Raw genomic sequence first — 20,444 nt, 5'->3', positions numbered from 1 at the left:
TTATTTTTTATTCTTTATTATCTTCTACAACAATACGTTTTTTAAGATTTCCCAAATCATTTTGTTTTCTCTCAAACTCCCAATACATTTTTGAAAATAATTTTTCTTTCTTAAAATGTTTAAAAAGAAAAATGCTGAAAAAAAATGTAACTGTGTAGATAAATAGATAGTAGAATAAACTTCCCGTATCAAAGACATTGAAGATATAATTAGCGAGTATATTTCCTAAAATTCCTATAAAAATACCTTCAATAAAAAATTTGTATCCGAGAATTGTGTTAAAACATTCCGTGCGACAAGTGTTTGCCTCCTTTATACAATCATCTAACTCTTTCATTGTCTCTTTATCTACTTCTGGCATATTTTTTATCCTTAATTATTTTTATTTTTTTATAAATATCACGTTTCTATTCTTGTTCTGAACTTTCTACGGAGTCATCATCCGATAAATCAGCCTGTGGTTTCCCATCAATTTCTTGTGGGATTATTCTTTTTTCAATATCCTTACTAATCGATTCAATTCTTTTTTCAAAAAACAATTCATAATTATCTTCCCAAATTCCCATATTATCAATATCATTAATCAGGTGGGTTTTCATTGTTTCTGAAAGATGAGGGTTTTCTTTTTTAAATTTTTCCATGTACTTGGATGGCGGCTTATCTTTAATTTCTCTTTTATTAAGAAAATCGTCGACAATAGTTATGTTAGCTATATGATTTATCATTTTTTCATCTTTATTCAATCTACTTAAATAGGCACGTGGAAAAAAATGATGATAATTTTTGCTATTCGCTTGTTTTAACCAGTAATTACTAATATTTACAAGTGAGTTGTCGTTAAAAGATTTTGGCTGGTGATAGGCATAGATACATAATATTGCTTTTATATAACTTCTGCCGGCGCTAAACCAGCCATTATTTTTTATGAATTCGGGCGATAAATTAATTGGCCAGTCATAATCCGGTAATTTATCTTCTAAAATTTTATCTATTCTCTTAATGTCCTGCGCTAATTTACTTTCAACCGACGATGAATATCTACCGGATAAAGATACTCGCCAAAAAAAATCTTGAAGGTATTTTTGTTTGTCTCCGGTCGGTTTGTCCTTATGGTAGTAGAAAAAATATGAAAATGGCACAAGCAAAGCATTATACGGCAGTATCTGCGAAACAGGAATTCTGTAGAAACTTCTAAAGTAATCCACCGCGCTTTCGATTGCGTTTACAACTTCGTCCCACTTGTCAATAAATTCATCTTTCTTCAATTTTAAAATAATTTTTCTCTTGCATTCTTTTGTTAATATTAAAGAAATAATCTGTAATACCGTTGCATCAGAAATAGTTTCGTAATTAACATTTTTTAAATTTTCAACTAGGGCATCAAATTTTTCAGAAAGTTCAAAATTTTTGTCATAGTCATATGTCTTTGCAACCATAATTTCAAATAACGACAGTGGCTTACCACCAACATTGATTCTTGTAAAAATTTCAGTAGCAACATCTATGGGTACTTCATTAACCTGTATCACGGAATAATTATAAGATTCAATTCTCTTTTTGTATTCTTCAAGTTTATGCAGGTAGTTTTCTGGATATTTGGCGAGAAATGTAATTCCCCCATATAGCAAATCCTTTAATTTTATTAAATTTTTTGAATTCCCGTCGTCAACCTCTGAAGTAACTATTTTTTCGTCTTCCTTCGCGTCTAAATCAATATATATTTCTGAAAAATCCTCTGTTTTTCCATCGCTTCTCAATATTTTTTCTCCCTTAAATGCAGCGAAAAGACTGGTAATTCGTTGCTGACCATCTAAGACAAAATTAACATAATCACCGACGGCCGGCTCTGGAAGATTCAGATTGCCTATATCTTTAACAGATCTTAATCTATCTTTTGTTTTCCAAAAAATAAAAGTACCAACTGGATATCCTTTAATTATACTATCGAGTAGGCTTGCTGATTTTTTTATATCCCAAACAAATTCTCTTTGAAACTGAGGTATCTTCAACCTCCCCGTTTGGATATCATCCATGAGATTAGAAAATTGTTTATGCAGAGGCTCTGGCAAGTTCATATTTTATAAGTTATTAAAAAATAAATGTTATTTCTTCCCCTTCACCACTTTCACCCTAATCGCCCTGCTCTTCGCTTCCGGCGCTTTGGGGATTGTGATTTTCAACATTCCATTTTCCGATTTGGCTTCGGCTTTGCCGCCAAGGACAGCGACCGGCAAACGGACCGAGCGGTGAAAACTTCCGTAGCGGACTTCTTTGCGGTAAAAATTCTTTTCATCAACTTCACTTTGCCGTTCGGTTTTTCCGTTGACGGACAAGATATCGTTTTCAATGGAAATTTCCACATCTTCCGGATCAATGCCGGCAAGCGGAGTTTCAACAACGACCGCGTCTTTGGTTTGATAAATATCCAACGCCGGGACAAAACCTCCCGCGCCTTCTTCAAAAAATCTGTCTAACTCTCCAAATTGTTCCCAAGGATTCCATTTGATAATTGGCATAATTTTATAAATTAATAATTTTTTATTCGCTGACAATTACTTTCGCCGGAATAATCGTTTTTCCGTTCATCATATACCCGCCGCCGACTTCTTCAATAATTATATCGGATTCAACCCCATCTTTTTTCTGCCGGCTGATCGCTTCGTGAAATTCCGGATTGAATTTTTCTCCGATGGTTTTTATTTCTTCCACGCCAAAACTTTTAAAAACTTCTTCAAATTGTTTTTTAATGTTTAAAATTCCCTCGGCCCACCCTTCGACTCGCTCCGCTCGCTCAGGGGATAAAGAGTTATTGCCTGAGCTTGTCGAAGGCATAATCTGACATGCGCGCTTCAAACCATCATAAACCGGCAAAAATTTCATTAACATTCCGCCCGCGATAAATTGCGCCAATTCCGCGCTGGCTGTTTCATTTTCTTTTTTCAAATTCAAATAATCCGCCTTGGCCCGCTTCCAACCATTTAAATATTCTTCAGCTTGTTTTTTACACGCTTCCAATTCCGAGAGCGCCGCGTCTTTTTTTTCTTCTGGTTTTTGTTTATCGTCTGCCATAATTATATTTTATTTAACAAATCTTTGACTTCGCGGACAAGCGCGATATTTTTTCCATAATCCATTCTGATCGGTCCCAAGACGGCGACAAGTCCAACTTTCTTATTTTTTCCGCAATATCTTGAAACCACGGCGCCGCAATCCGCGCTGAAAGGATTTTTCTTTCCGATTAAAACTTTTATTTCCTCTTTTGTCTCTTCAAAAATTTCACTGATAATTTCGTCCAGATGATCAACCACTTCGCCGATCCGGTAAACCAAATCCTGGTCGTGGAATTCCGGTTTGGCGAAAAGATTGGAAAGCCCGGTGTAATAAACATCATTTTTCCCGAAAGCGAGGATCACGGCCTCTTTGGAAAGTTCGGCCAAAACTTTAGCCAGATTTTTTTCCGGGAATTCTGTTGCCCGCGCCGCCCGTTCCAGTTCTTTTTTTTCTTTTCCCGCGGCTTCCAGTTTTCCTTCCGGCAGATTGGCGAGATAAAAATTGAAACCTGCTTCGGTTGGAATCCGGCCGGCTGAAGTATGCGGCTGGACCAAATATCCTTCTTCTTCCAAATCTGCCATTTCATTTCGTAATGTTGCCGAACTTATTTTAAAACCGCCCCGCCCGGCCAACATTTTTGAAGCGACCGGCGTGGCTTTTTTTATATATTCGTGAATGACTGACAAGAGCAATTTTTCCTTTCGTTTTTCCATATTAAACTATTTTACAACGATTAGCAATCGACGTCAAGGACTGCTAGTTTCATTATAACAAAACACGAACCCCGGTCAAGAGATTCGTGTTTTTATTTTATATTTATTCTGAAATGATCTTGAAGCTTTTTACCACGTCTTCAAAAATATTTGACTCTAAACATTCATATAAACTAAATTCGTAAATCTTACCTTGCGAATCAAATCTGTAAATCGGACATTGCCCTTCTCCAAAAGAGACAGTAAATTTTTTCCCGGCAATGCCGCCGACTAGAACATTTTCTTCTTTAATAATTATATCTGATTTTATATCATCCAAATTCCCTACCTTGATATTAACTTCCGGTAAGGGTGTTTCATTTTGCGGTGTCGGCTTACTTACAATCTGAAATGTGTTTTCACTTGTTTTATCGACAATGTAGCCGTCTGGAATTTGAAGAGAAAATTTTAAATTCTGATTAACATACTCCGGGCCCACTTGATTTTCCCCGGAAACAGGCGGCGTGTTTTCCAAATTACTCAATTCAATGGATTCCTGGGTGGGCGTTTGCTGTCTTTGCCAAAGATAAACTCCGCCGCCAACCACAATCGCCGTAACAATTACCACGATAAGAATTGCTGTCCACTGTTTTGATTGCATATTTTTTATATTAATTACTCATTACCCGTTACTCGTTACCCGTTACTTTTACCAAACTGGTGTCCAATTTCCGAGAGAAGAACGTTTTCAACGTGAATTCCCCGCGGATGGAAAATTCTGTCCAGTTCATTGGTAATCGCCATTTCGATTTGATTTCTCTGAAGCGAAACAATATCCTGGGCGGAATAAAGCGAAGCGATCATGCGGAGCCGACTTCTAATTGTCGGCCGAATAATTTTTTCCACAAAATCTTCGCCAATATTTTGCCAAATATATGGAATCTGTTCCATATCCAGCCGCAAAAGAATTGTTCCTTCAATCGCTATACTTTTACTATCCAAAGTTACCGAACCGATCGGCGTGTCGCCCAAAGCTCGGATATTATCAATATTAAAATCCTTGCTGATATTATATTCCAGGGTTTGAGTATTAAATAGTTTGGCTCTCTGCCAAAATGGGATTTTGAGATGCAAACCCGGATGCAAAACTTTTTTCAGGACTCCCCTGCCCAAATCGTAAACGCAGGCAACATAACCCGGCGGGACAGTGATGAAAAAACCCTTTAAGACGTCCTCCACGACAAACGAATACATTATTTTGTCTAAGGAATCAGCCATATTTGATTTTGTATCTTAAATTTAATATTTAAGTTTCTATGGTTAATCATAGTCCTTTTCTATTTTTTGTCAAGATTAGAGATAAAAAAGAACGCCGTGACGAATGAATCATCACGGCGCGTATCGCAGACCTCTCCGCGCAGCGAACTGCGCTTAGAGGATCTTTTGAAGTGGCTCTTCTGGGCGGCGCAGAAGAGCCGGGGTACCCACACTTGCCTTTTTCGCGTGCTCACGCATGCGAGCGCCATCGCGCGGGCAAGTCCGCCGGGGGCTGAAATTCCGCGCCGTTCCGCCCAGCACGAGACTGGGAAACTTCAGGAAACGCGAGCGTCTCCCTATGGAACGTCGCGAGCCGCGATCGCACTTAGGCTTTCGGGGAAATCCCCATGGTAGCCATGACCAGAGCTGTGCGATCGCAACTTTGTGCCAACGCGAGCCGAGGCTCGCGGAAGCTTCAGGCGGACCCTCCCTTGGCAGAGAGAGTCCCTGCTCGCCAACTCTTGAAGGTCAGCGAGGAATCGACGACTGCCATTCAAGGTCAGTCGCCATCTTTGGCCTTGATGGCGGGGTTCGCAGCGCGTACCCCACAATGGCTGCCGTCGGCCTTCCACATCGCAGTGAGCAATGCAGAAATCCGCTGCTCGGCTACCACCAAGACCCAGTGCGGCTGGAGGGAATCAAACCCTCTCTCCTTAGATCTCCTGAATCTTCATGGCGCCAAGACCGGATTGTTTGCGCCCGGTATTGACGCTTTTTCTCCCTTTCTTCGCTTTTTAATTTTTCCCTTACGGGCGGAGATTATTCCACCACGCAATCCATTGCGCAGTGGCATGAAGAGCCAGATAGAGCCAAGGCGTCCTCTTGGACCCAGCCGCTTACGGCATTTCACCGTATCGTATCTTTTATAACATAACTATAAAATTTTGTCAAGTTCCCTCCTCTTAATCCCCTCTTATCTTAAGAGGGGAAAATACAAAAACCAACTTTTCAGTTGGCTCCAAAACTCAATTATCAATTATCAATTACTATTTACTAATTACTTTTTATTTTGCCTTAACGTCCACCGCTTCTCCAATTTTAAATTTATTTTTAAATATCTGTCTGAAAAATATCACGAGAAAAGAAAAACACAACGATGTTAAAATAAAAATTGATTTGGCTATTGGCAAAACCCAAAGGATAAAAAAACAAGCCGCTGGAAAAAATATCATATAGGCTACTTCTGATTTAGTCAGGCCGGTTGACTTGCTGCGATAGTCAATAAAAATTTCTAAAAAAAGAATCGCTCCAACAAGGCCGCTCCAGAATAAATTTTTTGTTTCACCCAAATCAAAACCAAAAAAATCAGTATTAATAAAATCAGGGCGCGTCACCCAAAAATAAAGATCACCAAGTTTTCCATTAATTCCTCCGATAAAAACTTGATACAAGAGAACCAAGATCAAAGCCTGCACGCCGAGCACCATAACTTTTGCCCAGGGACTGACTCTGTGTTCTCTCATCACTTTGCGGATCATCTCCTTTTTTTGAATCGGATCGTTTTTAAAATCCTGGCCAATCTTATCTATTTTTTGGCTGAGTTTTCCATACAAAATTTTACTGCGTTCCGAAACAACGGTGAAAGGCAAAAGAACAATACGAATAATGATTGTTAAATAAATAATCGCCACGCCTAAATTTCCAAAAGCCGGGCCATTGTAAAGCCAAATCAAAAAATTCAGAAGTGGGGTGTAGAGAAAATCGTGCCAAAAAACGTGAAGCATAAATAAAAATTTATAAACCCTGCTTACTTATTTTAATAACCGCACCCATTCATCCACCGCGTTGTCAAACCCTGGTTCATTAACTTTCGCCTCGCAAGTCGTCTCGAGTTTTTCCACCGAGATACCATATTTTGCCGCAAGCACAATCATTCTATCGTACAATTTTTTGCCCCAAATCATAGCGGTAGCAAAATCATGATTTCTTATATCAGCATGGAGAGCTAGCGCCTTCATTTCCGCGCATTCATTAATTGTCACTCTGCTGGCTCGATCAAACGGCCCCTCTGTTTTTTTAACAATAATTTGCGAACATTCAACTTCTTCCGTTAAATTAATTTCAAGAACAATATCATTTTTTGAAACCACCATGGCTGTACCCGGCACTTCTATTTTGTAACCGTGCTTTTTAAAAGCATCTTCTAAATCCTTGGCTGTAGGAGTGTTTTCCCAAACAAAAGTAAAGGTTTCTCCATTTGCCAAATCTTGCTCAACACTATCGGTTATTTTTACCTTGCCGCCGGCTTCTTCAAAAATTTTTTTTAATTCTTTTGCTAAATCACTGGGTGCCTCCATTTCTTTGGCCGAGTCGCAAAGACTAGTTAAACCGCTTTCAGCTGGTTCTCTGTTATCAGCAGAATTTTTATTGCCACAGCCAGCACCCACGAGTGCCAAAACACCCACCAAAAAAATAATTTCGGAAATTTTTGTAATCATACATTTTATATTTAATTCCTAATTTATTTTTGGTAGCCCCATCGGGAAATTAAACGTCGCTTCGCTCTTTAAAACCCTGCGGTTTTAATATTTCCGCGAACGGAAACCTGACGGTTTCCGACCCTTCCCTGGTTTAAATCCCTCGAGACAAATTCGCAGTAATTTCTTTTTGCTAGTTTATATTTAATTCCCAATTTATTTTTGGTAGCCCCATCGGGATTTAAACCCGAGTTTCCTCCGTGAGAGGGAGGCGTCCTAGATCAGGCTAGACGATGAGGCCGTAAATTTTTAACTGATTTCCAGTATATCAGAATTATAAAAATTTGTCACTAACTAAAACTAAGAGAAAAGCGAGCCTTTTGACTCGCCTTCTTGAATTATAGATTTATTCTCTTTTGCGCGCCCAGGACAAATCTTGTCTTACTAAGAGTTCATACGCCCGCAGTGGTTCAGCCATAAGTTCTTTAACAACTTTTTCCATTCTCATTCCCTGCGAACCTTTGACGAGTACCACATCGCCTTGTTTCATTTTTCCTTGAACAAAAAGCCCTGCTTCTTCCGGCGTCGGAAAATTTGAAATTTTATCTTCGCTCATCCCAGCTTCTTTCGCCGCCCTCGCAATATCGCGCGAACGCTCGCCGACTGTCACCAAATAATCAACGCCGCTCGCTGCCACGGCCCGGCCAACTTGTTTATGTCCTTCCTCGCTAAAACTTCCAAGTTCCAACATATCTCCTAGCACCGCGAATTTTTTATCATCTTCCGCCGGTAATTTTATTGATTTCATCACTTCAAGCGCTACTTCTGTTGGGATTGGCGAAGCGTTATAGGTATCATCAATAATTAAAGTTCTCTTAATTCCTAGAATCAAATTCATCCGGCCTTTTGGCGCCTGGTATCTTTTTAAACTCTCGGCGACTTCCACAAGATTCATCCCATAAGTAATCCCGACGGCCGCTCCGGCAAGCGCCGCGTAAATATGCTGACGGCCCAAAACGCCCGGCAGAAAAATCGGCACCATTGCGCCGGCATAACTCAATTTAAAATTCATTCCGGAAATTTCCACTCCTTCTCCAATCATCCCCTCTTCTTGCGCGCGAACCTCGGCGTCAGAACTAAAACCGTAAGTTAAAATTTTGCCTCGTGTTTTTTCCCGGATCTCATAAACTTTTTCGTCATCACGATTTAGGACCGCGAAACCTTCGGGCTTGAGATTGCTTACCACTATTCTTTTTTCTTTAATTATTTTTTCAATACTTTCAAAAAATTCCAAATGAGCTGGCCCGATACCTGTCACAACGCCCACCTTGCATGGCGCGAGCTCTGTCAGATATTTTATATCGCCCGGATGGTCGGCTCCCATTTCCAAAACTAAAATTTGCGGATAGTCGGCATCACGAACCAAAATTAATTTTATGCCGTGGAAGAATATGCCGAGCCACTTTAGAACAGATTTACTGCCTGATTCAGATCCTAAAATGGAAAGCGGCACGCCAAGTTCATTATTATAATTTTTTAAATTCTGGCGCGCGCGGAATTTAGAAGATAATACGGCAAAAATAGCCTCTTTAGTTGAAGTTTTACCCATGCTTCCCGTGATCCCTATCACTTCTGGCTCGTATTTTTTCAAAACTCTTTTAGCCAAAAAGTATAAAATCTTCTGAACTATTTTTTTCATAAATGAATTTATATGTAAACACAGATTAGCTCCTCGGCTCGGAAAAAATGTAAACATTTTTTCTCTCACCTTACATCGCTAATAATTCAAAATTACCTGCTTGGAGGTACTTTCATATAGTTTAGCACAAATTTAGCAATTTCGCCAAATAGCGGCGCGGCCGTAGCTTCGGCCCAGATAGTGGTGCGAGGATGATCTATCTTTGTCAACATAACAAATTTCGGATCTTCCACTGGCGCGAAGCCGACAAATGAGCCGATGGTGACATCTTTTTCATAGCCGCTTCCATCTCTTTTCGCGACTTGGGCCGTACCGGTTTTTCCCGCCACGTAGTATCCGGAAACGCCAGCCCGCTTGCCATGGCCGTTTTCCACCACGGAAACAAGCATTCCTCCCAAAAGAGCTGATGTTCTCCCAGAGATCGCCTGATGGATAATTTTCGGCTCGGTTTTTATTATTGCACCATCACTTTTTATAATTCGGTCAACAATGTATGGCTTAACCAATTTTCCGCCGTTCGCGATCGCTGAAAAAGCGGTTACAACCTGAATCGGCGTGACGGAAATCCCTTGGCCAAACGATCCTGTGGCGCTCCAAATTTTTCCCTTTTTACCCAAAGAACTAATACTACCAGGATTTTCAAAATCCAACTCAATCCCTGTCCGCGTTCCAAATCCGAAATCTTCTACGTATTTTTTAAAAACCTCTGGACCAATTGTATTAACAGCAAAAACCGCGCCGGTATTTAATGATTCATCTAAAACCTGCGTCATTGTTTGCACCCCATGCGCTTTCAAATCGGAATTTTTAATCGTGCGATCATCAACTTTTATTTCTCCCTCGTCAACATAAGTGGTCGTCGGCGTAATTTTTCCCACGTCCAACGCCGCGGCAATAGTTATGGCTTTGAAAATTGATCCTGGTTCGTACTGAGAAAAAATCGTTGGATTGTTATAAATATTAATGTCTTCTACTTTGGCATATTCATTTGGGTTAAAATCCGGATAAGAACACATCGCGAGAATCGCCCCAGTTTTCGGATCCATAATTATCACCGAACCGCCGTCCGCGCCATGACGCTCCACAGCTTCTTTCAATTTTCCGCAGGCGAAATATTCAATATTTCTATCGATGGTAATAACAATATCCGCGCCGTCCTCGGCCTTTTGCCATTCCCGCCCGGAAACCGGAATCCATCGGCCGCCCACGTCTTTTTCCGATGAAAGAAAACCTTGAACGCCGCCAAGCTCTTCTTCAAAATAACCTTCAAGTCCGTATTGCCCAATTTTTTTATTATCTTTTGTCCCAACAAATCCCAAAAAATGACTGCCCAAATTATTTTCCGGATAATAACGCGCCTCCTCTTCAATATAGCCGACTCCCCCTGCCCCAAGTTCCTTGATTTTTTCAAGCGTCACCTCTGCCACCCCATGGCGCAGGGGTTCGTATGGATCATTTTCTTTTTTTAATTTTGCCAAAAATTCTTCTCCCAACTTTTCTTTTTCCGATTTTTCCACTGCTTCAATTTCTTCCGCCGTCAACCTTTCGCCTTCTTTTTTCTCTCTCACGTACAAGATATCAACTAATTTTTTTGATAATTCTTCGGCATTTTCTATTTTACGAGGATCAACATAGATAAGGTATAATGATTGATTCGTGGCCAAGGGATACAGTTTTTCATCTTGCGACGTGTTGCTGCCACCGGTTTCCTGCATCAAAATTCTTCCGCGCTCGGGAAAAATCGCTTTGTAAATATCGTGCTGTCCGGCGGCGAGAGCGGAATAAAAATCATTATTCAAAACCTGTAAACTAAAAAGGCGAAGAGCAATCACTCCCGCGAATAAAAAAATAACTATCTTGATAATTTTTAAACGGCGATCTCCCTCGCTCGCCCTTTCGCGAAATTTTTTTCTCTTTCTGAATCTACTCATAAACTTCCTTCTAAAGTAATCTCCGTCCAATCATTTTGCCCATCATCCCATTTATAAGCTTTAAATTTCTGGCTTTTTTCCGTATCGGAATAAACGTATTCCACCGCCGCCTGACTTCCCATTCTTTTCGAGCCTAAAGTTTTTTTGCCGGTGACAATAGCCTTGGTCGTCCGCTCAATTTTCATTTTGCCGAACGGTCCGTTGAAAATCACAAATTCGCGAAAGCCCCGGCCAACTTCCTCGGGCAGATCTTCTTTCCCCTCCTCCAAGATCGGAAATTTATCTTTTAATATGGAAACTGTATCCAGCCATTTTTCATCAGTCATAGACTTCAATTTATTATTTTAAATATTTTCTTCCTTTTAATTTTAGTGGAAAATAATCTTGCTGCACCGGCTCTTTAAAATTTGGATTATATTTATATCCTTTTCCATATCCCAAATCTTTCATCAAGTCTGTCGGAGCATTCCGCAAATGTAGCGGCACTGGTTCGTTTTCCGTTTCCCGGATATCACGCTGGACTTCGCCGTAAGCAGTATAAAGTTCATTTGACTTCGGAGCGCGAGAAAGATATGCCACGGCTTGCGCCAAAATCACGTTGCATTCCGGCATACCCAAATAATGGCAAGCGGTGTAAGCCGTCGTCGCTTGCACCAAGGCCTGCGGATCAGCCAGGCCAATATCCTCCGAAGCGAAACGAACTAAACGGCGGGCAATATAGAGCGGATCTTCCCCTGCCTCAACCATCCGGCCAAGCCAATAAAGAGCCGCGTCGGCATCCGAACCTCGCATTGATTTATGAAGCGCGGAAATAATATTGAAATGTTCTTCGCCGGCCCGGTCGTAAAGTAAATGAGTTTTTTGCAACGCTTCGCGAATCATTTCCTGATTTAATTGTATCATTTTTTGATCTACTTTTCGAGAAGCCTTCACTGCAAACTCCAAGGCATTCAAGGCAATCCGCGCGTCACCATTGGCTACTCCAGCCAAATAGTCGAGAGTCTTGTCAAGAATCTGCACGTCAAGTGTTCCATAACCGCGAACCTTGTCGGAAATCGCCCGCTTCAAAATATTTTTTATATTTTCTGTGGCTAAAGATTTTAAAACAAAAACCCGCGAGCGGGAAAGTAGGGCGGAGTTAACTTCAAATGATGGATTTTCCGTGGTCGCGCCGATTAAAGTAATTGTTCCGTTTTCCACGTACGGCAAAAGCGAATCTTGTTGCGATTTATTCCAGCGGTGGATTTCATCAATAAATAAAATTGTCCGGCGGTTATTAAACTTTCGCCCGCTTTGCGCCGCGGAAACAATTTTCCGCAGATCAGCCAGCCCCGAAGCCGTCGCCGACATCTGAATAAATTCGGATTTTGTCATTTTTGCAATAATCCGGGCGAGAGTTGTTTTACCAGAACCAGGCGGACCCCAAAAAATCATTGAAGGAATTTCGTCGTTTTGAATCAAATTGCGGAGCATTTTGTCCGGGCCAACCAAGTCCTCCTGTCCCTCAAACTCATCAAGCAACTCGGGCCTAAGGCGATCCGCGAGTGGCGCGTTTTTGGCTAAATCTTGATTTAATTTTCCGTCAAATAGGTCTTGCATAAAGTTATTTTAGGTATATATATTTTACTCTTTATTTATATTTTAGTGAAGTGACTGGGGTTTACGAAAAAAAAATTATCTTGTATAATAATTTTAAGACCTTTCGCGGTCTTTTATTTCTAACGGGGTGTGGCCCAGTAGTCTAAGGCGCACGGTTCGGGACCGTGAGATCGAGGGTGCGAATCCCTCCACCCCGACTTCGATCTAACTTTTCTAAAGTTATGCCTGAAATTTATCCAAAAAATTCAGCAGGTGGAAAAATGATAGATAAACAACTAGTGCCCATTATCCGCCCCAGTCAAACTTTAGACGATGCTTTAAAATTGCTTCAAGAAAAAATGGGGCAATTTCAAACAATAAATTATATTTATGTAATGGACGCCACAAATAAACTTGTGGGCGTTTTTTCTATAAAAAAAATTTTCCAAAAATCTTGCGAAACAAAAATTTCAGATATTTTAACTAGTGATGTTATTAAGGCCCATCTCCACACTAAACCGGAAAGGGTTGCTCTTTTAGCTCTAAAAAACAATTTAAAAGCTATTCCCATCGTTGATAAAGAAAATAATTTTCTTGGAGTCGTACCATCTGATATGATTTTGGGGATTTTGCATAATGAAAATGTTGAAGATGCTCTACTTTCAGCTGGTATCCACAAATTCAAGGATCCGGCCGTAAGTATAATTCAAGCACCAGCTCTCCTGCATTTTAAAAAAAGGTTGCCATGGCTAATTCTCGGTCTTGCTGGTGGGACCATCGCCGCTTTTATTGTAAATTCTTTTACTGAAATTTTAAAAATTCAATTAATTTTCGCAGCTTTTATACCATCAATTGTTTATATTGCCGACGCCGTTGGTGCCCAAACCCAGACTCTTTACATCAGGAGTTTAGCGATTGATCACAAATTAAATTTTAAAAAATACATTTTAAGAGAAATAAAAGTCGGCCTTTCCCTGGCTCTAGTTCTGGCCCTTATAATGGGTGTGGTCGGTTTGCTTTGGTATAAATTATTGCTTGTCGGCCTTGTCCTGGCCCTTTCCTTTTTTACAACCATTATTATCGCTATTATTGTCGCTATCCTTCTCCCCTCTTTGTTTTTAAAAATAAAACTTGATCCGGCAATAACAAGCGGTCCTTTCGCCACAATTGTCAGAGACATTTCAAGTCTTCTTATTTACTTTTTGATCGCCACAATTTTCTTAAATTATCTATCTTGAAAAAATTAAAAAAATAAATTTAAAACACGGCTCAACGGCCGTGTTTTTTTAAAAAACGTATTAACCTTTTAGCAACAATAAAGTTCCTTCGGCGTACCGTCCTCAGAGAGTTCGCCAAATGGATTGCCAAACTCGCGCGTGTTTCCAATCATTTTTTTATTTTCGCCGGTTTCTAAATTTTCCGCGTTCAACTTGGTCCTGATTTTTTTCATCATACCGGGCAAATCAATTTTTACGGGACAATTTTCTTGGCAAGCTGAGCAAAGCGTGCAGGAATAACAACCCGATTCTTTAGCACGTAAAAGTTCGGCCATAAACGCCGATAAAATAATCCCCTTACTTCCTAAATATTTATCGCCGTATTTTGTCCCAAGTTCGTGATATGCCGGACAAAAATTCAAACAAGCGCCGCAGTTAATGCAATACAGTAATTCTTCAAAACCATCTTCCATTATTTTTTCTCGGCCGTTATCCAATAAAATTAAATAGACTTCTTTGGCACCTTGCGCTCCAACCACGAGTTCATTTTGAATATCAGCGGTTTTGGATGGCCCGGAAATTATGGAAACATAAACCGGCCAGTCTTGCCCGGTTCCCCAGACGGCAGCGGCCCGAACGACTTTCATGGCGTCCTCCATGGTCGGCACAATCTTTTCCCAACCGGAAATTATAATGTGCTTCGCCGGCAAACGAGAAACCAAAGAAATATTTCCTTCGTTTTCCAAAACTACAATTCGACCATCAGCAGTTATGACATTTGCGCCCGTGATGCCTGCTCCAGCCGAAACCATTTTTTCCCGCAGATATTTTCTCGCAAAAACGGCGATGCTTTTGGCGTCAGGAGTGACGTCAACGCCGAATTTGTTTTTTATAATTTCTGAAATTTGTTTTGGAGATAAATGATAGGCCGGGAAAACAGGATGCATATCGCGAACTTTTGCCACACTCATAATAAAGTCTCCAAGATCGGTACTCACAAGCTTTTCTCCCAAAATTTTATCTACGTCAATTTCGTCGGCCGCGGAAGTTTTTGATTTGATGATCATCTCTTCGCCAGCAGTCAGATCTCTTAAAATCTTCTGCGCCTCGGCAGGGCCCTTTGTCTCAAAAACTTTTATTCCATTTTTTTCTAAATTGGCTATGGCTCGACGCCGCAAATTTTCCATATCACGAAAAGCATCCTCTTTCATTTTTCTAAATTCATCGCGGAATTTTTCCGGATCCAATCCTAAATCAGCCAAAGTTTTTTCTCGCTTGGCTTTGTACTCAAAAACAACTTTCCAAATATTTTCTTTTGTTTCTTTTGATAAAAATTCTTTTTGCATATTTACATCAAATGGGATAATTCTTTAACATCAATATCTTCTCCTTCTGAATTTTTCTTCAAATGCATATAGCAAAGCGGGCAGGGCGTAACCAAAATATTCGCGCCGATTTTTTTCGCCATAGCGATTCTGTCTTTGGCAATTTTATCGGCCAACTCCGATTCGTTTGCTTGGACTCCCCCGCCCCCGCCGCAGCAAAAACTTTCCTTACCAGCTAATTCCATTTCTTTTATTTCATAACCCAAAGATTTAATAATCTCTCGCGGCGGCTCGTAAACTCCCATCTGTCGGCCAAGGTGGCATGGGTCGTGATACGTAACCGCGCCTTTTATGCTTTCTGATTTTTTTGTTTTCTGATTTAAAATTTCCGTCGCGTGCGCTACTTCAATATCCCACTTCTCCCCCAAAACTTTGGGATATTCTTTTTTAAAAATCATAAAACACGCCGGGCAATGGGTAACAATTTTATCAACCGAATGATCTTTGAAAATTTGTAAATTCTTTTCCGCCAATTTTCTAAAATCGTCGGTATAGCCGGCTTTAAGCGCTGGCGAACCGCAACAAACCTCAAGGTCGGAAAGTTCAATAAAATCAACTCCAGCCTCGCGCAAAATCCGGCGATAATTTTCCACCAATTCTTTTGCCACAAATTTGGAAAGGCATCCCGGATAATACAAGGTATTGCCCTTAAAAATTTTCTTAAATATACTCATAAACTAAAAAAATTTAATGATTTTTGCCGTTTTAGTTAGCTATTATTTTATTTTTAAAACCTCGTTTTTTCCAAGAGCCTTTTCCGCTAAGACAAGCCTATCTTCGCTTTCTCCGTACATCGTAAAAAGCACATCTCCTCTTCTTACCCGGTCTCCCATCACCTTATTTAAGTAAATTCCCGCAATTTTGCAAGAGGGCGCTCCCAAAATTCGGCAAATCGCCACAATGGCCTTATTGTCAAAACTGGCAATCTGACCGTCGGTTTTTGCTTTAATTTTTAAAATTTTATCGCTTAAAACAACTTCTTCCGCATCGATATTTGCCTTTCCTCCCTGGGCCAGAATTATTTCCTGCATTTTTTTCCAGGCCTTACCGCTTCGAAGCGCTCCCGCGGCAGCGTCGTAACCCTCTCCTTTTTTCGTAAATCCCACCAAATCCAAAAGTTCACCCGCAAGTTCCAATGCTTTTTCTTCCAAGTCGAGCGGCCGATGTTCTTTTCTCTGTAGCACGCGCAAAACATCTCGCGCTTCAAGCGCCGGCCCAACGCCGCGACCAATCGGCTTCAAGGCTTCATTAATATCAACTTTTATTTTAATGCCAAATCTTTTGGCCAAATATTTCATTATTCGTTCAATTTTTTTGGCATCGGAGACACGGTGAATTTTGGCTGTCGGGCCAACCGGCAAATCAATCACTAAATGTTTCACTCCCATGGCCACTTTTTTCGCCATCACGGAAACAATCATTTTTGTATATGGCTCAAGAGACAGCGGATAAGAAACTTTAATGATTCTATCATCAGCCGGAGCAATCCGCGTTCCTCCGCCCCAAGCAATGCAAGCGTTAGTTTTTTTCACAATCTCTTTTATTTTTTTCATTGGAAAAGTCACGGGCGCCAAAACCTCCATTGTGTCGGCTGTCCCGGCAGCCGAAGTGATCGCTCGCGAAGAAGTCTTGGGAATTTTTAAACCTAAACTCGCGATAATTGGAATCACAAGCATCGTTGTTCTGTTCCCGGGTAAACCGCCGACTGAATGTTTATCTACCACCTGACCCGGAAGGCGAAGCGTATCGCCTGTTTCCGCGACAGACTTTGTAAGATAATAAAGTTCGCGATTGGAAAATTTTCTGGCAAAACCGGAAGCGACAAAATAAGTTATTTCAAGATCGCCCAAAACATAGTCGGCGATGTCTTTCACGACCGCGCGCATTTCTTTATAATTCAATTCTCCTCCCAAAAGTTTTTTCTTAATTGATTCAATTGAGGCCGGCCGTTCAAGCAGGGATAATTCCACCATTTCTCCGGGTTTGTAAGTATAGTGCTTCCAAATTTCCTTAAAAAGCCCGATTTCGCCCTCATCAACTTTTGCATGGGTAAAATTAGCTGTCACCACCGTTTCGCGACTATCCCATTTCAACTTTAATTTATCGCCCATTCTAATACCGTAAGCTTGAGCCTCTTTTTCACGCAAAACAATAATCCACCGCCCGCCGGTTTCAAAGTCTAATTTTTTTATTTTAAAAAATGGCATAAGCGCATAAGCAAAAATGGGATAAAATTTATCTTTTGCTTTATTTTATCATAAAAACAAAAAATCCCCTAATAACAGAGAATCTTTTGGCGAGAGACAATCCACTGCTTTGCATGCAAATTTTGATTTGCAGATTCGCCAAAGACGAACCTCTCGCAATCGATTGCCCCTCATCTAAACTATAACCTACAAAAATTAAAAAAAGATTAAATCGCGACCCAGCCATCGCTTCCTAAAACCAAAAAAATGCCGAAAAAAATTAATTTCAGCATTTTTTAGTCAAAACTATCAAAATCTACTATTTTTTACCCATGATTCTAAACATCTTTGTGCCGCAAGTTGGGCAGGTGCCGGTCATGGCTCTTCGTGTCACGCCGCCCTTTCCCTTCATTTCCACCTCTTGGGGGTCTTTCATTTCTTTTTTAGCCTTGCATTTTACGCAATAAGCTATCACTGGTTCGTTGGCCATAGTCCTAAAAAGTTAAAAATTAGCCCTGTGTATAACTTTTATCTAATTATAGCACTTTTTAAGTAAAAGTAAAGGGAATCAAGGCTGCCAGATGTCCTTGCCTATATTCCAAATGGAATCATCTCCCTGAAGTTTTATCCAATACCACCATTCCACCCCCCAAATATAAGCTTCTGAAAAACCTGTTTTACGGGCAAATTCGATCTGTTTTTTTATAAATTCATTATCCATTACACTTTTTTGATCCTCAAGGCTTCCTCTGCCCTCTTTCCCATCCGGCATCCACGGCTCTGCTTGCAATTCAGAAATAATAATTTTATCCGAGGACAAGCCGACTAATTTAGCTTTTAGCCGATAAAACGCCGGGGCAAAGAAATGGCGGAAATATCCGCAATAATTGCTATAAACACGACGATAAATTGTTGTGCCAAAATAATCGCCAAGGTGCGCTGTTTTTCTCCAAGTTGATAATTCCCCGCTGTCAGTAACCAATATAGGATGATCATCTAAAGATTCCACGAGAGTAATTTCCCGTTTCAAAAAATTTATGTCTGCCGGAGGACATTCTCCAAAAGCATTCAAAAGCGGCTCGTTTTCCACCTGCCACATCATAAGCACCGGAGAGTCTTTATATCTTAAAACCGTTGTTTTTACAAATTCAAGGGCTCTGTCTTGAACTTCTGCTTCTGGCACATCCGCTAACCACTCTGGAATATGGCACTCTGGCCAGTGTGGCTGACGGCGCCCAACCACGAGCAATACTTTAATGCCCCGTTTTTCCGCTTCGGTCATTTGCCAATCAAGATCGGAAAAATCAAAATTTCCTTCCGACAACTCTGTTTTATCCCAATCTGATTGAAGGCGCAAAAGCGGCGGGTTTAATTCATCTAAAATCGCGAGATACATTTCTTTCCAATCCAATTCCAAATAATCCGCGGCGTATGTTTTGCTAAAACTCACTCCAAATTTAATTTCTTTCGGTGAGTTAAAAAACGGCAGCCATAAAATGGCAATAAACAAAACCGCGGTGACTATGATCGCGCTAATGGCAATAAATATTTTTTTAAAAAATGAATACATTAACAAGAAATTAATACTGTAAAGTCATCTTCACTGCTTTTACCTCAGTTAGTTTATGTTTGATAAATTTCTCAATGTTATAAGCCCCGTATTTTCCTCCCTCCATAAATCCTTGCATTGCTGCCCGGGCAAACCAGCCCGAATCAATCCAGTCAAAAAACCACTGATCAACGTATTTTACGTCTTCAGGATCAATGCCAGAACCAATCGCAATAAGCCACTTTCTGTTAAATTCTTCCTGTGAACCGATGGGTGAAGAAATAATAACAGGCAAACCCAAAGCAGTATAAAAAGAAAGTTCAGAAGGTTTGGTCCATAAAACATCAACCTTTCTCAGCGCTCGATTAAATTTTTTGAAATAATCTTCAGTGCTTTCGCCAAAAATTATTTTAATATTTTTATCAAGATGTCCCCCGAGCCCCAATTGTCTAACGTGCTTTTTAAAATACTGGTTTACTTCGTTCCTGATGCCGGCAACAAGAATCACTTTTATTTTTTTTGCCTTAATTTTATGCGCCAAATTTTTCACTATTTCCACTCCCAATTCCCGTTGCGCGCCAGCGCCACCAACCGCAAACATCAATGTCGGCGAACCGTTTGTCTTTGGCGGCGGCCATTTTGTTCCTAAATATTCATCTATCGTAAGCGCGTATTTTGAAGTATAAATTTTTTTAGGATCAAGATGAGTAAGTCTTATTCCCAAGTCATGATGTAAATTTCCAAGATACCTCCCGCCCGTGTTTTCTTCAGGCAACGGAAAGCCGGTCAAAAAAATGTTTTCCGCCCGCACGCCGTAACACTTCAAGCGTTCAACAACCCTATAATTGGGAGCGAAATATTTTATTTTACTTTGCGTCGGATCGGGCGGCGCCCAGGCCCTCGAAATATCCGCATCGCAAATTACGCAATAAATATCTCCTTCATATTCCCAGGCCTCAGCCATAAAAGCCGGAATAAAAAATGTTGTGATCAAAGGAATTTTTTTCTTATTCAAGGTATGAATTAAATGTTTGCCCCATTCTCTTTTTTTAATCAAAGCCACAGTTTGTTCAATTTGCACACTCGGATCGGAAAGATCCCGTTTGGGATAAAATGAAGGTATTTCCTGCAGCTTGTCGTAAATATTAAAAGCCGCCTCTCCTACCACGGGAATCCGCTTGAAACGCGACATAAATTCATAAAATCTCTTGCTTTCTCTCCAGGTATTTCTATCAACACGCGGCATCCCGGGATAATTGGAAGCATTAATAATTTTTCCGCCGTAGGCCAAACCCTTCAACGGAAAAGCGGCGCGCTGATGCCCGTAGCCCATATCCACCGTAACAACCCACGCTTTCTGATAGCCGTGATTATGATTATTATGATTTTTTCCGTTCTTCATTTCAATAATTTATTCACCAG

The 20,444-nt window shown here is 40.4% G+C and carries 20 protein-coding genes and 2 tRNA genes; 2 read left to right on the top strand and 20 right to left on the bottom strand.

Features of this window, described 5'->3' with window-relative positions; genetic code table 11:
- Positions 1-7: 7 nt before the first annotated feature.
- The 14 genes from WC445_00690 to WC445_00625 all read right to left on the bottom strand — a co-directional run bounded on the left by WC445_00690 (position 8) and on the right by WC445_00625 (position 12,706).
- Positions 8-361, bottom strand: coding sequence for a hypothetical protein (locus WC445_00690; protein ID MFA5128462.1), 354 nt, complete (start codon positions 359-361; stop codon positions 8-10).
- A gap of 46 nt (positions 362-407) precedes the next feature.
- A complete protein-coding gene (locus tag WC445_00685) occupies positions 408-2,075 on the bottom strand; it encodes a DUF262 domain-containing protein (protein MFA5128461.1) in 1,668 nt (555 codons plus the stop codon).
- A 27-nt stretch (positions 2,076-2,102) separates the two neighbouring features.
- The gene (locus WC445_00680; GenBank protein MFA5128460.1) at positions 2,103-2,516 is read right to left on the bottom strand and encodes an Hsp20/alpha crystallin family protein; all 414 of its coding nucleotides are present in this window, start codon (positions 2,514-2,516) and stop codon (positions 2,103-2,105) included.
- A 22-nt stretch (positions 2,517-2,538) separates the two neighbouring features.
- Positions 2,539-3,069: a nucleotide exchange factor GrpE gene (locus tag WC445_00675; GenBank protein MFA5128459.1), complete on the bottom strand. Its 531-nt coding sequence runs from the start codon at positions 3,067-3,069 to the stop codon at positions 2,539-2,541.
- Between the two features lie 2 nt (positions 3,070-3,071).
- Positions 3,072-3,764: a hypothetical protein gene (locus WC445_00670; GenBank protein MFA5128458.1), complete on the bottom strand. Its 693-nt coding sequence runs from the start codon at positions 3,762-3,764 to the stop codon at positions 3,072-3,074.
- Positions 3,765-3,867: 103 nt separating this feature from the next.
- The gene (locus tag WC445_00665; GenBank protein MFA5128457.1) at positions 3,868-4,404 is read right to left on the bottom strand and encodes a hypothetical protein; all 537 of its coding nucleotides are present in this window, start codon (positions 4,402-4,404) and stop codon (positions 3,868-3,870) included.
- Between the two features lie 35 nt (positions 4,405-4,439).
- On the bottom strand, positions 4,440-5,021 hold the full coding sequence (locus WC445_00660) for a prohibitin family protein (GenBank protein ID MFA5128456.1): 582 nt from the start codon (positions 5,019-5,021) through the stop codon (positions 4,440-4,442).
- A 1,043-nt stretch (positions 5,022-6,064) separates the two neighbouring features.
- On the bottom strand, positions 6,065-6,784 hold the full coding sequence (locus tag WC445_00655; GenBank protein ID MFA5128455.1) for a YidC/Oxa1 family membrane protein insertase: 720 nt from the start codon (positions 6,782-6,784) through the stop codon (positions 6,065-6,067).
- 27 nt (positions 6,785-6,811) lie between these two features.
- A complete protein-coding gene (locus WC445_00650) occupies positions 6,812-7,498 on the bottom strand; it encodes a hypothetical protein (protein ID MFA5128454.1) in 687 nt (228 codons plus the stop codon).
- Positions 7,499-7,700: 202 nt separating this feature from the next.
- Positions 7,701-7,778, bottom strand: a tRNA-Glu gene (locus WC445_00645).
- A gap of 105 nt (positions 7,779-7,883) precedes the next feature.
- A complete protein-coding gene (gene murF, locus WC445_00640) occupies positions 7,884-9,176 on the bottom strand; it encodes a UDP-N-acetylmuramoyl-tripeptide--D-alanyl-D-alanine ligase (GenBank protein ID MFA5128453.1) in 1,293 nt (430 codons plus the stop codon).
- A 92-nt stretch (positions 9,177-9,268) separates the two neighbouring features.
- Positions 9,269-11,107, bottom strand: a complete 1,839-nt coding sequence (locus WC445_00635; protein MFA5128452.1) for a penicillin-binding protein 2 — start codon at positions 11,105-11,107, stop codon at positions 9,269-9,271.
- Positions 11,104-11,433, bottom strand: a complete 330-nt coding sequence (locus tag WC445_00630; GenBank protein ID MFA5128451.1) for a hypothetical protein — start codon at positions 11,431-11,433, stop codon at positions 11,104-11,106. Before WC445_00630 ends, WC445_00635 begins: the two co-directional genes overlap by 4 nt.
- A 13-nt stretch (positions 11,434-11,446) precedes the next feature.
- A complete protein-coding gene (locus WC445_00625; GenBank protein MFA5128450.1) occupies positions 11,447-12,706 on the bottom strand; it encodes a replication-associated recombination protein A in 1,260 nt (419 codons plus the stop codon).
- A gap of 123 nt (positions 12,707-12,829) precedes the next feature.
- Between WC445_00625 and WC445_00620 the strand changes: the two genes are divergently transcribed.
- Positions 12,830-12,903: transfer RNA gene (locus WC445_00620), tRNA-Pro, on the top strand.
- Positions 12,904-12,927: 24 nt separating this feature from the next.
- On the top strand, positions 12,928-13,923 hold the full coding sequence (locus WC445_00615; protein MFA5128449.1) for a magnesium transporter: 996 nt from the start codon (positions 12,928-12,930) through the stop codon (positions 13,921-13,923).
- Between the two features lie 68 nt (positions 13,924-13,991).
- On the opposite strand, the gene WC445_00610 is transcribed toward WC445_00615, so the two are convergent.
- From WC445_00610 to WC445_00585, 6 genes are all read right to left on the bottom strand, one after another.
- Positions 13,992-15,248, bottom strand: coding sequence for an LUD domain-containing protein (locus WC445_00610; GenBank protein ID MFA5128448.1), 1,257 nt, complete (start codon positions 15,246-15,248; stop codon positions 13,992-13,994).
- A 2-nt stretch (positions 15,249-15,250) separates the two neighbouring features.
- Positions 15,251-15,961, bottom strand: coding sequence for a (Fe-S)-binding protein (locus WC445_00605; protein MFA5128447.1), 711 nt, complete (start codon positions 15,959-15,961; stop codon positions 15,251-15,253).
- A 42-nt stretch (positions 15,962-16,003) separates the two neighbouring features.
- Positions 16,004-17,494, bottom strand: coding sequence for a thymidine phosphorylase (locus WC445_00600; GenBank protein MFA5128446.1), 1,491 nt, complete (start codon positions 17,492-17,494; stop codon positions 16,004-16,006).
- A gap of 298 nt (positions 17,495-17,792) precedes the next feature.
- Positions 17,793-17,963 carry a DUF5679 domain-containing protein gene (locus WC445_00595; GenBank protein ID MFA5128445.1) on the bottom strand — a complete coding sequence of 57 codons (171 nt, stop codon included), beginning with the start codon at positions 17,961-17,963 and terminating at the stop codon, positions 17,793-17,795.
- A 78-nt stretch (positions 17,964-18,041) separates the two neighbouring features.
- Positions 18,042-19,043, bottom strand: a complete 1,002-nt coding sequence (locus WC445_00590) for a hypothetical protein (protein ID MFA5128444.1) — start codon at positions 19,041-19,043, stop codon at positions 18,042-18,044.
- A 10-nt stretch (positions 19,044-19,053) separates the two neighbouring features.
- Positions 19,054-20,424, bottom strand: a complete 1,371-nt coding sequence (locus WC445_00585; protein MFA5128443.1) for a hypothetical protein — start codon at positions 20,422-20,424, stop codon at positions 19,054-19,056.
- Between the last annotated feature and the right edge of the window lie 20 nt (positions 20,425-20,444).

Source organism: Patescibacteria group bacterium (assembly GCA_041650995.1).
Taxonomy (GTDB): Bacteria; Patescibacteriota; Patescibacteriia; order XYB2-FULL-38-15; family XYB2-FULL-38-15; genus JAHIRI01.
The sequence above is the reverse complement of the archived record's forward strand: the minus strand, read 5'-3'. Positions and strand labels throughout refer to the sequence as shown.

What these genes read in the sequence shown, in the direction of transcription:
- WC445_00630 (MFA5128451.1), bottom strand. Translation starts at nt 11,433, where the DNA reads ATGACTGATGAAAAATGGCTGGATACAGTTTCCATATTAAAAGATAAA.
- murF (MFA5128453.1), bottom strand. Translation starts at nt 9,176, where the DNA reads ATGAAAAAAATAGTTCAGAAGATTTTATACTTTTTGGCTAAAAGAGTT.
- WC445_00605 (MFA5128447.1), bottom strand. Translation starts at nt 15,961, where the DNA reads ATGAGTATATTTAAGAAAATTTTTAAGGGCAATACCTTGTATTATCCG.
- WC445_00690 (MFA5128462.1), bottom strand. Translation starts at nt 361, where the DNA reads ATGCCAGAAGTAGATAAAGAGACAATGAAAGAGTTAGATGATTGTATA.
- WC445_00655 (MFA5128455.1), bottom strand. Translation starts at nt 6,784, where the DNA reads ATGCTTCACGTTTTTTGGCACGATTTTCTCTACACCCCACTTCTGAAT.
- WC445_00685 (MFA5128461.1), bottom strand. Translation starts at nt 2,075, where the DNA reads ATGAACTTGCCAGAGCCTCTGCATAAACAATTTTCTAATCTCATGGAT.
- WC445_00670 (MFA5128458.1), bottom strand. Translation starts at nt 3,764, where the DNA reads ATGGAAAAACGAAAGGAAAAATTGCTCTTGTCAGTCATTCACGAATAT.
- WC445_00590 (MFA5128444.1), bottom strand. Translation starts at nt 19,043, where the DNA reads ATGTATTCATTTTTTAAAAAAATATTTATTGCCATTAGCGCGATCATA.
- WC445_00650 (MFA5128454.1), bottom strand. Translation starts at nt 7,498, where the DNA reads ATGATTACAAAAATTTCCGAAATTATTTTTTTGGTGGGTGTTTTGGCA.
- WC445_00585 (MFA5128443.1), bottom strand. Translation starts at nt 20,424, where the DNA reads ATGAAGAACGGAAAAAATCATAATAATCATAATCACGGCTATCAGAAA.
- WC445_00600 (MFA5128446.1), bottom strand. Translation starts at nt 17,494, where the DNA reads ATGCCATTTTTTAAAATAAAAAAATTAGACTTTGAAACCGGCGGGCGG.
- WC445_00680 (MFA5128460.1), bottom strand. Translation starts at nt 2,516, where the DNA reads ATGCCAATTATCAAATGGAATCCTTGGGAACAATTTGGAGAGTTAGAC.
- WC445_00675 (MFA5128459.1), bottom strand. Translation starts at nt 3,069, where the DNA reads ATGGCAGACGATAAACAAAAACCAGAAGAAAAAAAAGACGCGGCGCTC.
- WC445_00625 (MFA5128450.1), bottom strand. Translation starts at nt 12,706, where the DNA reads ATGCAAGACCTATTTGACGGAAAATTAAATCAAGATTTAGCCAAAAAC.
- WC445_00635 (MFA5128452.1), bottom strand. Translation starts at nt 11,107, where the DNA reads ATGAGTAGATTCAGAAAGAGAAAAAAATTTCGCGAAAGGGCGAGCGAG.
- WC445_00660 (MFA5128456.1), bottom strand. Translation starts at nt 5,021, where the DNA reads ATGGCTGATTCCTTAGACAAAATAATGTATTCGTTTGTCGTGGAGGAC.
- WC445_00595 (MFA5128445.1), bottom strand. Translation starts at nt 17,963, where the DNA reads ATGGCCAACGAACCAGTGATAGCTTATTGCGTAAAATGCAAGGCTAAA.
- WC445_00615 (MFA5128449.1), top strand. Translation starts at nt 12,928, where the DNA reads ATGCCTGAAATTTATCCAAAAAATTCAGCAGGTGGAAAAATGATAGAT.
- WC445_00610 (MFA5128448.1), bottom strand. Translation starts at nt 15,248, where the DNA reads ATGCAAAAAGAATTTTTATCAAAAGAAACAAAAGAAAATATTTGGAAA.
- WC445_00665 (MFA5128457.1), bottom strand. Translation starts at nt 4,404, where the DNA reads ATGCAATCAAAACAGTGGACAGCAATTCTTATCGTGGTAATTGTTACG.